Genomic DNA, 13,401 nt, shown 5'->3' with positions numbered 1-13,401 from the left:
GAACTCGAAAAAGACCTTTATCGCCTGAACAAAAACAAGAAAATAAAATAATCTCGGGCATCCGTATTACAGTTGAACACGCCATCGCGGGTATCAAGCGCCTCGGTTGCATGACCCAAATTTTACGGAATCGTAGACCCTTTATTGATGATACCTTCTTACTCCTTAGCGCAGGTCTTTGGAATTTCCATCTCAGAACAGCGTAAAATTTACTTCAATCACCGAAACACCCTTATTTCACTATTAAGCAACACGCTTATAGTTGATTTTGTCCGCCAGTCAATCGCGATGTTTAGCTGTTTTTGGATATCAGGGGTGACATTATGTTTTGCGACATCGGCCGCTTTTATGAAGGATTCATCACCTTGCTGGATATCCGAGAGCACGGTGGTGCTAATTTCACTTTGCTGTAACCGTTTTTGGATACTTTCGTTATCCAAGCCAGTGATGCCGATAATATTCTTCCCACTGCGTCTTATCTGGTTGATGGTAGAATTATTCACTTCTTTTTCGTTAAACACCGCAATGACCGTTTGATTCTTATTAAGACTATTCCCAAACGCTTCACAGTAGTGGTATTCCAGTTTACTATCGGCTTTTGGGGTAAATGACGCTTTTTTACCGCGCTCATCTTCCATGATGATTTTATCGGCAAATAAAAATTGCCTTTTTTTAGCTCGGTAATGGTAAAGGTTTTACCCGCCTGGATATTTTGGCCAAACATACCGGTTGATTTGACGCTATCACCTTCTCGCAGTTCTATCGCTTGCACCTTGAAAAGACGGTAGTGACTATCGATTTTATTAATTGAAAGTGCAGACGTGTTACCCGCACTATCCTGTAACAGGAGTTTATTACTTTGTTTGCTAATGCGTGTTATCTGATACTGCTGTCGTTCATTAAGCCTGTTGCTCAATAGTGAAATAAAACTGCTTTCAATAAAAACAAGTTAGATACATCTAAAAAACACAAAAATAAGTTATTTTTTAATCTTATATAGGTCATTTTTAATTCAAAAATTGATTATTTTATCATCAATAGCTGGTTTTTTTGTAAGTCACAATTAATTTTGCTATTGAGCAACAGGCTTATTCTATTCCTCATTTTGTTCAAGCATTGCCATTAAAAAAAATAACGGCATTATTGGCTACTGCGGATATTCAACCCCAGCAACTCTGTTATAGTGCGGATTGGTTGCGTTGCAAACTTGCTTTTACCCAATGGCTTACGGCTTTAACACTATCCTAATGAAAGGCATTTTATGAAATTGCTGCCATCAATTTTGGTTCAGCAGGCGCAAAGGGTGGTAGATGATTTTCAGCATTACGCGCCTGAACTTTTACCTCTATCGTCACAGGAAAAAATATTTTTTGCCTTAAGTGATTTTGCTTACTTGCAGATCAAAAATCATCCTGCCTGGTGGACGGTTATACGTCAACAGCCACCGCAAATAGGCGAATGGCAACATTATCATCAATGGTTAATCGAACAGCTGGCCAATATAACTGCCGAGGAAGGGTTGCAGCGGATCCTAAGGCAATTTCGCCATCAAATGCTGATTAGAATAGCGTGGCTACAGATATTACATAAGGATAGTACGCCGCAAATATTGCAGCATCTGAGTGTGCTTGCCGAAACGTTAATCATCGCTGCGAGAGATTGGTTGTATGTCCAGTATTGTCATAATTGGGGAACACCTTGTGATAACCTAGGGCAACCACAACCATTGTTGATCCTTGCTATGGGTAAGTTAGGCAGCGGAGAGTTAAATTTTTCATCTGATGTTGATTTGATTTTTGCCTTTCCTGAAAATGGAGTTACCCAAGGGGGGTCGTCGTCAGATGGACAATGGCCAGTTTTTTACCCGACTAGGCCAAAAATTAATTAGCCTATTAACGCAAAAAACGATAGATGGTTTTGTCTATCGCGTTGATATGCGTCTACGTCCGTTTGGTGATAGTGGGCCATTAGTCTTTAGTTTTGCTGCTTTAGAAGATTATTATCAGGAGCAGGGGCGTGACTGGGAACGTTATGCCATGATCAAAATGCGCATGATAGGTAATGATCGCCCAATTTATACTGATGGGTTAAAAAATATGTTGCGCCCCTTTGTTTTTCGACGTTATATCGATTTTAGTGTTATTCAATCGTTGCGTAATATGAAAAGCATGATAGCGCGTGAAGTACGCCGTCATGGTTGGCAGAATAATATTAAATTGGGTGCAGGTGGTATCCGTGAAATCGAATTTATCAGCCAGGTTTTTCAGTTAATTCGAGGGGGTCGTGAACCTAAATTGCGCTCACAGGCTTTGTTACCTACATTGATTGCAATTGGTGAGCTTTCATTGCTGACAACGGATCAGGTCACGCAATTAACGGATAATTATCTGTTTTTACGTCGAACAGAAAATATATTGCAATCGATTAATGATCAACAAAGCCAGACGTTACCTGAGCAAACTTTGCATCGCGCGCGACTGGCATGAGCGATGGGATTTGACGATTGGTCGGCGTTTTATCAGCAACTCATCGCCAGAATGCAAAGTATCCACGCTATATTTAAGCAAATTATTGGCCAAGATGATGAGAAAAGCGATGATACGAAGTTAACATTTTTTGTCTATTTTTGGCAACAAATTGCTAATGAAAGTGAATTGCCCCCACTATTTTCTGAATTTAATGATGAAAAAAAGCAAAATATTATTAAACACTTATGGCTATTTCGCCAAGATTTAGCTAAGCGAACTATCGGTCCCCGTGGTCGCGATGTTCTTGATCAATTGATGCCAAAATTGATAGCTAAAATCTATCATAGAGATGATATTAATAGTATTTTGCAACGAATTATTCCTTTGCTACTTAGTATAGTTAGCCGAACAACTTATTTAGAATTAATTTTAGAGTCTGAACAGGTATTAACCCATGTGATCCGTCTTTGTGCGGCTTCACCAATGATCGCTGAGCAATTAGCCAGTCATCCGTTGTTACTGGATGAATTAATCGATCCATTCTCACTATACCAGCCTTTACCTGTTACGGCTTATCGCGATGAATTGAGACAATATTTATTGCGTATTGATGAAGATGATGATGAACAGCAACTTGAAGCATTGCGGCAATTTAAACAAGCACAGCTGTTACGCATTGCCGCAGAAGATATTTCTGGTGTTCTTACTGTTATGAAAGTGAGTGATCATTTAACCTATTTAGCGGAAGCCATTATTGATGCAGTGGTAAGGCGGGCGTGGAATAAGTTAATTAAGCGTTATGGTAAACCTGTTCATTTATCTCAACAACAAGCTGCTGTAACCAGTTTTGCAGTGGTTGGTTATGTTAAGCTGGGTGGCTTTGAATTGGGTTATGGTTCTGATTTAGATTTGGTTTTTTTGTTTGATTGCCCATTGGGTGTTGTTACCGATGGGCCACACATAATCGAAGCTCGCCAGTTTTATTTACGATTAGCTCAGCAAATTCTTCATCTTTTTAGTACGCGAACTTCTTCGGGTATTCTTTATCAGGTAGATGCTCGTTTGCGTCCATCCGGTGAATCTGGCATGTTGGTAAGTACTTTGCAATCATTCGAGGATTATCAGAAAACGCAAGCATGGACCTGGGAGCATCAAGCTTTGATCCGAGCACGAACGATTTTCGCTGAACCATCATTAGAACAAGAGTTTAATTGAATTCGACGCGAAGCACTGCTCATACCAAGAGACGAAACGATATTACGTCAGCAGATTGTTGAAATGCGACAAAAAATGTATCAGCATCAAGCTAATCGGCAGCAGGCATATTTTGATTTAAAAACCGATCCTGGTGGTATCACTGACATTGAATTTATTGCTCAATATCTGGTATTACGTTACTGCGCAGACAATGTAGCGTTACTACGTTGGTCAGATAATGTGCGTATTTTTACCATGTTAGCTGAATATGCTGTAATGCCTACCGAGGAAGCTGAATAGTTAATTCAAATTTACACGAGTTTCGCACAGGCATATAAAATTCTAAAAATGGCTTAAAAGCAATGATTAATCTGCAAGTTACTAAAAAACATAAATTTTATTAAATTACAATAAGTTGTATTTGATTTATAAGGTTTTGACTATTTATATATCATGCTGAATTAAACTTAAAAATAGAGCGTTTTTTTATTGGTGCGAAACTCGTGATTTATACTGAAATGCGAGATACCTTGCATCATTTGTCATTACAGGCGTTACCCAGTAAAGTGTTAGTCTCTCAGTTTGAACAGCAACGTAAAAAAGTTCTGCTTAGTTGGCAAAAATGGTTTTATGCTAGTTAAGTTGAAATAGAATTGACTCGCCGTACTTTTAGTATGATTGATAGAGTTGGGCTATGTTACTATTGGTAGCAATCTTGATTGCGGTAATTTATTTGTAATTGGAGTATGGATGACAATCACTCTCCCTGATTTTAAACAGGCTAGTATTTTGGTGATCGGCGATGTTATGTTAGATCGTTATTGGTATGGATTAACTAACCGAATTTCACCAGAAGCGCCCGTTCCGGTCGTTAAAGTGGAAATGAAAGAAGAACGTCCTGGTGGTGCTGCTAACGTTGCCATGAATATTGCAGCTTTGGGCGCTAATGTTCGTTTGGTAGGGCTGACTGGTATTGATGATGCTGCTGAAGTATTAAGCGAGAAACTTAATCAAGCTAATGTATGTTGTGATTTTGTTACATTATCAACGCATCCTACGATTACTAAGCTGAGAATTTTATCGCATAATCAACAACTTATTCGACTTGATTTTGAAGAAGGATTCGGCGATGTCGATATAAATCCGCTGTTAGATCGGATTCGGCAAGCGTTGCCACGCGTCGGGGCACTGGTATTGTCTGATTATGGTAAGGGTGCGTTAGCACAAATTTCGCAGATCATTGCATTAGCAAATGCTGTTCAAGTGCCAGTTCTTATTGATCCGAAAGGTAGTGATTTTGAACGTTATCGTGGAGCGACGTTATTGACTCCCAATATGTCTGAATTTGAAGCTATTGTTGGTAAATGTGCAAACAATAGCGAAATTGAGCAGAAAGGAATGAAGTTAATTGATTCCCTTGATCTTAAGGGATTACTTATCACTCGTTCAGAACGCGGGATGGCACTGTTGCAGCGTGAAAAACCGCCTTTACATTTACCGACTCAAGCGCAGGAAGTTTATGATGTTACTGGAGCTGGTGATACGGTTATTGGTGTTTTGGCAACGGCGTTGGCGGCTCGGCTCGATTTTCATCAAGCTTGTATTTTAGCTAATGCGGCTGCTGGAGTCGTGGTTGGAAAACTGGGTACTTCAACGGTATCCCCCATTGAGCTGGAGAATGCCATTCATGGTCGAACTGATGATGGTTTTGGTGTGATGAATGAGCAGCAGCTAAAGCATGCGGTTGCAGCTGCCCGTAGCCGTGGCGAAAAGATTGTGATGACCAATGGTTGCTTTGATATTCTACATGCTGGGCATGTTATCTATTTAGCCAATGCACGTAAGTTAGGCGATCGATTAATTGTTGCGGTGAATAGTGATGCTTCAGCTAAACGGCTAAAAGGTGATGATCGTCCTATTAATCCATTAGCTCAGCGTATGACCGTGTTAGGGGCGCTAGGTTCAGTAGATTGGGTGGTCTCTTTTGAAGAGGATACTCCTCAACGCCTGATCAGTGAAATCTTACCTGATGTATTAGTCAAAGGTGGCGATTATCAGCCGGAAGATATTGCTGGTAGCCAAGAGGTCTGGGCGGCAGGTGGTGAAGTTAAAGTGCTTAATTTTGAAGCGGGGCTGTCGACGACAAATATTATTAATACCATTATGAAAAGTGATTAATATTTTGAGATAAAAAATAGCAATGCCACGATGGTGGTATCGTGGCATTTTATTATTCATTCTTGTTTTGGTTGGCTAGCCGTTTTTTTCTAATTGTTCAATGCGTTTTTCCATTTGTGCCATTTTTTCACGGGTTCGCAGTAAAACTTGTGTTTGAATATCAAACTCTTCACGTGAGACTAAATCGAGTTTTCCTAACTGGGACTGTAATATTGCCCGTAGCTTTTTATCAAGATCTTCGCCTAAGTCGCGTATTCCTTGCGGTAAGGTATCTTTGATCTGACGAACAACTTGTTCAATTTTTTTCGCGTCAAGCATTACGCTATCCTTTTAGATCACAAATTATAATCTATAGGTTATTTAATAGCAGATCTTAAAATAATCAGCTTACTTTGACAAAATTATTTTTAATAAATTTACTAAGAATAATGGGTCTAAATTAGCGCAATAACCATTTAATACTAAGTTGGCTGACTATATAAATGAAAATACTATTCAATGATATATTTTGTTATTGTTGATTGCTACAGAATTATATTCACGATATAGTTTAGCTGTTTATCTCAGGGCGGAGTGAAATTCTCCACCGGCGGTGATATTTATTCTGCTAATTGAATAATTAAGTCCGCGAGCGTTCCATTATAGCATTTTGTGATGGAAGTCAGCAGATCCAGTGAGATTCTGGAACCGACGGTTATAGTCCGGATGGGAGAGAATAACGATATCTGTAGTTTTGAGGCCTGCCAATTGTGTGCAGATTTTTAAGATACTGATTTGATTTTTTATACTCCCACGTTTGCCCTGGTTCTGGTAATTTAGTATTTATTGATGAGGTTTTACCATGAATCAGACGTCACTTTCCGCGTATGGCAATCCGATCGAACGTATAGAACGTGCTCTTAAGGCATTACGTCAAGGTAAAGGTGTTATGGTACTTGACGATGAAGGCCGTGAAAACGAGGGTGATATTATTTTTGCTGCTGAAACTATGACTGTTGAACAGATGGCATTAACTATCCGCCATGGCAGTGGAATTGTTTGTCTTTGTATAACGGAAGAACGCCGTAAGCAGCTAGAATTACCGATGATGGTTGAAGAAAATTCTAGTCAATTCCAAACCGCATTTACTATTACCATCGAGGCTTCCGAAGGTGTAACAACCGGCGTTTCAGCCAGTGATCGTTTAATGACTATCCGTAAAGCAATTGCCGATAATGCAAAACCGACCGATCTTAATCGGCCTGGACATGTTTTTCCGTTGAGAGCCCAAGAAGGAGGGGTATTGCAGCGTCGTGGTCATACTGAAGCTACCATTGATTTGGTGACTTTAGCCGGTTTTAAGCCAGCAGGTGTTTTATGTGAGTTGACAAATAACGATGGTACCATGGCCCGTATGCCAGAAGTACTTATCTTTGCCAAGCAACATGATATGCCGGTAATGGCTATTGAGGATTTGGTAACTTATCGTAAGCAATTTACCAAAAAAGCAGGTTAGCAGTTTGAATAAGCTATTTTTGGTGATTGAATTTTATCCTATCTGAGTTTTATGCTTAAACCAGTATGTTCAATACTGGAAAGTTTTCTCTCAAATTCCTGCCATATTGAAATATATCGCCATAATGGAAAACTATGGCGATTGAAGAATGATGCGTAAATTTGCTTTGCCGGTAAAACTGGATTGTTTCAATTGGCAGCTCTATATTATTTCAATTATTCCATCATGATCATCATATTTTAAAAGGAATTTTAAACATGAGTCAGATAGATAATTTATTGGAAAAACTTAACAAATATTTTCATCGTCTTAGTGGTCCAAATTATGTTCGCCTAATGGATACTCCGCACGCCTGGGGAAGCCCATTCGATGAACAAATTATGCCCCATTCTTTTAAGCGTCAGCAAGAGTTTGCGGTAGCTATCGTTGAGATAATCAAAAAAGCACGTTATCGCTGTGATATTTCTTCACTTAACAGCCCTGATGCTGATTGGCGTAAAATTATATTGCAGGCGATTGATAATGGGTTGTCAAAAAAATAGGGCGAACCAGACCAACTCAATTTCGTTTTTTTTTTGGTCAGTCGCCAACGGTATTTTTAGATAGATTGTCGGCGGTAGAAACAGGTTCCTTTGATTACGTTGCTTTTAAAGATGAGCTATTAAAACTTATTCAATCACGAGCGCAAGATTGGGAATTAATGCCTGAAATTTGGATAAGTCGCTTTTTCCGCCTTGATGAAGGAATGATCAATTCTTTTATAAAAAACCTTTTTCCAGATTTTCTGCCAATTAATGATACCAGAATGACCTGGAATCATACGAAGATCATTGCTGTTGATGGGATTGAATCTCTGGTAGGGGGGCATAATTTGAATATGGATTTATTCAGGAATTATCCTCCGGTGCATGATGTATCCGTTATTGTTCATGGAGCGGCAGCGCTTGATGCTCAGTGTTACTTAAATGAAATGTGGTTATGCAATAGTGATTTGCTCAAGAAGGAATATTTTGATGTAAAAAGTATGTCATGGCAGATTGGCACTGAATTACAAGGAAAACCAGAAGATCCACTACAAGATCCAGTTGTGATGATGTGGGTAACCGAGCAGCAAAAATATCTGCTTCAGCTGCATGAAGATATTGACAATCAATGTGGAGTAAAGGGAGACGACTATAGTAAAATCGAAGAATATAAACGAGCTGATAGGATATTATCTGTTGGCAAATACTGGACTGGGCCTAATATAAATACCGATTATCATCACGGCTCAGAAATTATGAAAGAACATCTGATTAAAAATGCCCGCTACATGATTAGGATCTCGCAGCAAGATTTAATTAGTGCATGGAAAAAAAATGGCTTGATCATACTGTTTGCCGGTGGCTTATTGAAGCATTGCTTGCTAATAAATCATTGCAACTCGATGTGGTTGTCTCTCCTTTGGATGCCGCCGCTGGGGCAGCGGGTGATCAATACTCTTTTGGCTCAGGTGCTGAACGAACTTTTGAATTGTTAAAATATTACATCACTCATGATCTTCATACCGATGAATTATTGAATGATGAAAATGGCGATCGTGCTGATGCATTGAATCGAGTATTGATAGCGCCCTTTTTTTTTCACTGATAGGCTATCAGAACAGCAAACTACGGAGGGAAAAACCTATCAATGGCCGAATCTCGATTTGGCGGCATATACCGCCAGGCTTAAGCAGCAGCCTGTGGCAAAAAAGCCGCCATTACGAGGTATAATTGGTAGTTCTCTTATGTCAACGATTGAAGGCAGTGGGTTTATTTACCCTAAGGTGCCGGCTGCTCCGGCAAATCATGCCAAGTTAATGATTATTGACGATGAACTATATGTTGTCGGCTCTGACAATCTTTATCCAGGTCATCTTTCTGAGTTTAATTATGTGGTAGAAGGCAAAAAGGCGGTGGAAGAATTAATTGCAGAATATTGGCAGCAGGTATGGAAATACTCAAGTCCCCATGTTTTTCCTAAGTTAAATCAAGATTTGTATTGTTCATCTGGCAATGCCAATCAGACAAAAAATAGCTTGTAATTAATTAGCTGGCAATGAAATTTTACTTGTCACGAGTTTCGCACAGGCATATAAAATTCTAAAAATGGCTTAAAAGCAATGATTAATCTGCAAGTTACTAAAAAACATAAATTTTCTTAAATTACAATAAGTTGTATTTGATTTATAAGGTTTTGACTATTTATATATCATGCTGAATTAAACTTAAAAATAGAGCGTTTTTTTATTGGTGCGAAACTCGTGTATGTATGACCAAGGATTTACTTTGTTGCATTTCGTTTGGGAATTGGCGCTTGAATTATTCGTCTTTCTCTATCATGATAGCTTGTGCTATTTATATCTTTTTAAGAGAAAAACAGTGACGCTTCTTGATGTTGAGACAATAGAACAGATTAGCTACGGTGCTTCGGTTTTAGCGAGTGGCGGCGGGGGTGATCCCTATATCGGAAAAATAATGGCTCAGCAGGCTATTGAAAAACATGGACTAATTCGATTAATTAGCATTAATGAATTGCACCCAAATGACATGTTGTTGTCAACAGGCATGACAGGCTCTCCGGCTGTTATGATAGAAAAACTACCCAATGGTAAAGAGTCTATTTTAGCCTGTCGTCGAGTGGAAGAAAGTTTAAAGAAAAAAATTACGGCGATTTATCCCATAGAAGCCGGTGGAATTAATTCTTTGTTACCACTAACCACTGCCTGTCGTTTAGGATTGCCTGTTGTAGATGTCGATGGAATGGGCCGTGCGTTTCCTCAATTTCATATAACCACTTTTTATCTTGATAATATCAATGCTTCTCCTTTTGTTGTTATCGATTTGTTGTTATCGATGAAAAACTTAATGCAGTAATGATCGATGCTATAGACAGTTATCAATCTGAAATCTTTATTCGTACCATCACTGACAAAATGGGTGGGGCGGCTATTTTTGCTGGTTATCCTATTTCGGCTATTCAAGCCGAAAAATCGGGGATTGAAGGGTCTCTAAGTTTAATGAAATCTATTGGTGAGCAGATGCACCAAGCTATTGTGAATAAAGATAATTTAGTTAATACGTTGGCGTCGATACTTAATGGCTATGTTTTGTTTCGTGGAAAATTGAATCGATTGAATCGACGTAGTGAAGGCGGTTTTACACGTGGATATGCTAGTTTTATTAGTTTAGATGATAAAAAAATGAGTTTTACTGTTTTATTTCAAAATGAATATTTATTGGTACAGAAAAACGACACGCCGTTATGTATGACCCCGGATTTAATTATTTTGGTTGATGAGGATACCGGTGTTCCTATACTGACTGAGAGATTAAGTTATGGCATGAATGTTGTTGCGATTGGTGCACCGGCTAATGAAAAATGGCGGACACCTCGTGGTATTGAGGTCAGTGGGCCCAATTACTTTAAATATTCGCTGAATTATGTCCCTGTTGAACAATTGGTCGAGAATGATAGGCGGGAAAAAGCATGACTTACTGTATCGGAATTGATGTAGGTGGTACGAATGTGGATGCAGTCTTGCTTGATTCTCACAATAGGATTGTGGCTAAAACTAAACAAATCACAACATCTCATGTTATGCGAGGTATCAATAAAGCCTTAGAGGTGTTACTTGTCGATAAGTCAATCAATCGAGCGTTAATTCATCGTGCTATGTTAGGGACGACCCATTGCACTAATGCCATTGTGGAACGAAAAGGGTTGTCACCAATTGCTCATTTTCGGTTGACGTCACCCGCCGCTTTATCGATAACGCCTTTAACCGACATGCCACTGGAATTTAAAAATAGTCTATCTGTCCATCTATTTTCGGTTAAAGGTGGGTATCACTATGATGGTACGTTGTTTTCTGCACTTGATGAAGAAACACTGAGAAAACAACTTTATTCAATCAAAGACATAATAAAATCAGTATCAGTCTGTGGTTTATTTTCATCAATAACTGACGAACAAGAGCGTAGAGCTGAAGTGTTGATAAAAGAAATTATGGGGGATTCTGTTGCCATCTCTCTATCGTCCCAAGTCGGAACGATTGGTTTACTGGAAAGGGAAAATGCTACCATCCTTAACGCTGCATTATGTCAGGTTGCAAAGGGAATTACCGAAGGGTTTCAACAAACACTAAAGCGACATGATATCAACGCTGAACTTTATTTTGGTCAGAATGATGGCACGTTGATGTCCCTGAGTCAGGCAAGAAAATTTCCGGTTTTAACGATTGCATCAGGTCCGACTAACAGTATTTTCGGGGCAGCAAAGTTAGCTGGTTTGGATGAAGCCATTGTGGTTGATGTTGGCGGTACAACGACAGATGTGGGTATCGTAAAAAAAGGTTATCCTAGACAATCCTGTTTATCCGCAGAGATTGGGGGTGTACGGACTAGTTTTCGGATGCCTGATGTGACCTCTATTGGTCTCGGAGGTGGGTCTGTTGTTAAGGTAAGTGAAGATAATACCATAACCATCGGCCCAGAAAGTGTTGGTTATCAGTTACCCCAGAAATCCCTTGTTTTCGGTGGTGATGTGTTGACGGTTACTGATATAGCAGTCGCTATGGGTTGGGCGAACATAGGCGATGGAAGTAAAACCGCTTATCTTTCTTCAAAATTAGTAGAAAATGCGGCACGTTGTTATGTATCGATGATAGAAAGCGTTCTGGAAAAAATGAACACCAGTGCTAATGATTTGCCGGTTATTTTGGTTGGGGGCGGGGCTGAACTTTTACCCATTAAATTAAAAGGTGTCTCAAAGGTTATCAGGTTATTACATTCTGGAGTAGCAAATGCTATTGGTGTTGCTATGGCTCAGGTTAGTGGCAGTGTTGATATGATTATTTCTACCAAAAGAAAAACATTAGAAACTTATTTAGAACAGGCTGAAAATATGGCAATTAAAGCGGCGTTAGAAGCGGGAGCTGTACCGGAATCAATAACACTTATTGAACTCGAATCTTTGCCTTTGGGGTATATGTCAGAAAATACGATAAGAATAAAAGCAAAAGCAGCGGGGTCATTAAGACGATAAATACCGCTATAGGCGATTTCCGCCAATTCCCAAACGAAATGCAACAAAGTAAATCCTCGGTCATACATAGATAAAATTACTGTAATAACCCCATAAGAGATACTGTTGTATGAAGGGAAAACATTTGAACTTACATGAGCGTTTTTATATCGAAAAACGAATAATTGACGGTGTTACTCAGGCCACTATTGCTAGAGAATTGGTGCTTTCTCGTTCAACTGTCAGCAGGGAACTCAAACGTAATACCGATCCCGCTTTCCATGGACTTTATTCTTGCAGAAGAGCCGATACCTTAGCGAAAGCCAGACGTCTCAATAAATCTACACGAGATGCATTTAATCAACAAACCCCTCAAACGCAGGATTTTATCCGTAAGGAGCTTGCTTTACATACCTCACCAGAAGTTATCAGTGGAAGGCTACGTTTGAAGCATGGTGTTTCTGTCAGCAAGAATACGCTTTATCGCTATATCAAGAGTAAGCGTCATTGGAACCACACAGTGCGCTGCTGCGTGGTTTAAGGTAAGGTGATTTTCCAGGGTAGGTCGGGTAGCAAGAGCGTATTTCTGCGCTCCCGCCCCCTAAGAGGCTGTCGCAAAAGAGGTAGTATCATGTTTTTAATGATTTCAATATTTTGATTTTAAAGAAAAAATTAAATTATTTTTATTGTAAATACCCCTTTTGCGACAGCCTCCCTAAGAACGCAGCGTGCAACTTTCACTGCACTGCGCTCAAGCCTCTCAAAGCCTCCATTACGTCAGCCGGTCAGTACCTAAATTTATGGAAGTGACGTTTTGCAAAATACTCATCCCATTCAGGATCAAATGGATTCGCTTTCTGCTGAATTCTGATATGCCGACGGATCTTTGTATCGCTGGCATTGACCAGTTTTATCAATCCGGTTGCGGCATTCTCATCACATGCAGCAAATACCCAATGGCGATGACCTACCTGTTTAAAGTATTTGTCCTTAATCCATTGCACACGTTTTTTGGGA

12 protein-coding genes, 4 pseudogenes and 1 riboswitch are annotated in these 13,401 nt (G+C 39.5%); of the genes and pseudogenes, 12 read left to right on the top strand and 4 right to left on the bottom strand.

Annotation, left to right across the window (positions count from 1 at the left end; all coding sequences use genetic code 11):
- The coding region (locus CBG25_RS11755; RefSeq protein ID WP_290606816.1) for a transposase family protein at window positions 1-206 on the top strand (206 nt) is incomplete at its 5' end.
- 12 nt (window positions 207-218) lie between these two features.
- On the opposite strand, the gene CBG25_RS11750 is transcribed toward CBG25_RS11755, so the two are convergent.
- Together CBG25_RS11750 and CBG25_RS21430 are read right to left on the bottom strand one after the other, a co-directional pair.
- Complete coding sequence (locus CBG25_RS11750) at window positions 219-638, bottom strand: hypothetical protein (protein ID WP_290606814.1); 420 nt, start codon at window positions 636-638, stop codon at window positions 219-221.
- A 128-nt stretch (window positions 639-766) separates the two neighbouring features.
- Window positions 767-916 (bottom strand): annotated as a pseudogene (locus CBG25_RS21430) (hypothetical protein); the annotation flags it as partial.
- A 345-nt stretch (window positions 917-1,261) separates the two neighbouring features.
- Here CBG25_RS21430 and glnE point away from each other — a divergent pair.
- The 3 genes and pseudogenes from glnE to hldE all read left to right on the top strand — a co-directional run.
- A pseudogene (gene glnE / locus CBG25_RS11745) lies at window positions 1,262-3,959 on the top strand (bifunctional [glutamate--ammonia ligase]-adenylyl-L-tyrosine phosphorylase/[glutamate--ammonia-ligase] adenylyltransferase); the annotation flags it as partial.
- 209 nt (window positions 3,960-4,168) lie between these two features.
- On the top strand, window positions 4,169-4,306 hold the full coding sequence (locus CBG25_RS11740; RefSeq protein WP_290606812.1) for a hypothetical protein: 138 nt from the start codon (window positions 4,169-4,171) through the stop codon (window positions 4,304-4,306).
- Between the two features lie 109 nt (window positions 4,307-4,415).
- Window positions 4,416-5,843 carry a bifunctional D-glycero-beta-D-manno-heptose-7-phosphate kinase/D-glycero-beta-D-manno-heptose 1-phosphate adenylyltransferase HldE gene (gene hldE, locus CBG25_RS11735; protein WP_290606810.1) on the top strand — a complete coding sequence of 476 codons (1,428 nt, stop codon included), beginning with the start codon at window positions 4,416-4,418 and terminating at the stop codon, window positions 5,841-5,843.
- 75 nt (window positions 5,844-5,918) lie between these two features.
- Here the strand turns inward: hldE and CBG25_RS11730 are convergent, their stop codons facing one another.
- Window positions 5,919-6,161 (bottom strand): accessory factor UbiK family protein, encoded by a 243-nt coding sequence (locus tag CBG25_RS11730; protein WP_290606809.1) that lies wholly within the window; start codon window positions 6,159-6,161, stop codon window positions 5,919-5,921.
- A gap of 237 nt (window positions 6,162-6,398) precedes the next feature.
- Window positions 6,399-6,564: riboswitch (FMN riboswitch) on the top strand.
- Between the two features lie 120 nt (window positions 6,565-6,684).
- Between CBG25_RS11730 and ribB the strand changes: the two genes are divergently transcribed.
- The 8 genes and pseudogenes from ribB to CBG25_RS11690 form a co-directional block, all read left to right on the top strand.
- The gene (gene ribB, locus CBG25_RS11725; protein WP_290606807.1) at window positions 6,685-7,338 is read left to right on the top strand and encodes a 3,4-dihydroxy-2-butanone-4-phosphate synthase; all 654 of its coding nucleotides are present in this window, start codon (window positions 6,685-6,687) and stop codon (window positions 7,336-7,338) included.
- Window positions 7,339-7,595: 257 nt separating this feature from the next.
- Window positions 7,596-7,880 (top strand): hypothetical protein, encoded by a 285-nt coding sequence (locus CBG25_RS11720; RefSeq protein ID WP_290606805.1) that lies wholly within the window; start codon window positions 7,596-7,598, stop codon window positions 7,878-7,880.
- A 65-nt stretch (window positions 7,881-7,945) separates the two neighbouring features.
- Complete coding sequence (locus tag CBG25_RS11715; RefSeq protein WP_290606803.1) at window positions 7,946-8,857, top strand: hypothetical protein; 912 nt, start codon at window positions 7,946-7,948, stop codon at window positions 8,855-8,857.
- Window positions 8,858-9,106: 249 nt separating this feature from the next.
- On the top strand, window positions 9,107-9,403 hold the full coding sequence (locus tag CBG25_RS11710; RefSeq protein ID WP_290606801.1) for a hypothetical protein: 297 nt from the start codon (window positions 9,107-9,109) through the stop codon (window positions 9,401-9,403).
- Window positions 9,404-9,611: 208 nt separating this feature from the next.
- Window positions 9,612-10,235, top strand: a complete 624-nt coding sequence (locus tag CBG25_RS11705; RefSeq protein WP_290606799.1) for a DUF917 domain-containing protein — start codon at window positions 9,612-9,614, stop codon at window positions 10,233-10,235.
- A complete protein-coding gene (locus tag CBG25_RS11700) occupies window positions 10,235-10,852 on the top strand; it encodes a DUF917 domain-containing protein (protein WP_290606797.1) in 618 nt (205 codons plus the stop codon). The genes CBG25_RS11705 and CBG25_RS11700 overlap by 1 nt, the downstream gene beginning before the upstream one ends.
- Window positions 10,849-12,405 carry a hydantoinase/oxoprolinase family protein gene (locus tag CBG25_RS11695; RefSeq protein ID WP_290606795.1) on the top strand — a complete coding sequence of 519 codons (1,557 nt, stop codon included), beginning with the start codon at window positions 10,849-10,851 and terminating at the stop codon, window positions 12,403-12,405. The genes CBG25_RS11700 and CBG25_RS11695 overlap by 4 nt, the downstream gene beginning before the upstream one ends.
- Before the next feature lie 109 nt (window positions 12,406-12,514).
- Window positions 12,515-12,715 (top strand): annotated as a pseudogene (locus tag CBG25_RS11690) (helix-turn-helix domain-containing protein); the annotation flags it as partial.
- Window positions 12,716-13,169: 454 nt separating this feature from the next.
- On the opposite strand, the pseudogene CBG25_RS11685 reads toward CBG25_RS11690, so the two are convergent.
- Window positions 13,170-13,401, bottom strand: a pseudogene (locus CBG25_RS11685) (group II intron reverse transcriptase/maturase); the annotation flags it as partial.

The organism is Arsenophonus sp. ENCA, from assembly GCF_002287155.1.
GTDB classification, from domain to species: Bacteria; Pseudomonadota; Gammaproteobacteria; order Enterobacterales; family Enterobacteriaceae; genus Arsenophonus; species Arsenophonus nilaparvatae.
This window is presented reverse-complemented; position numbering and strand designations above follow the sequence as displayed.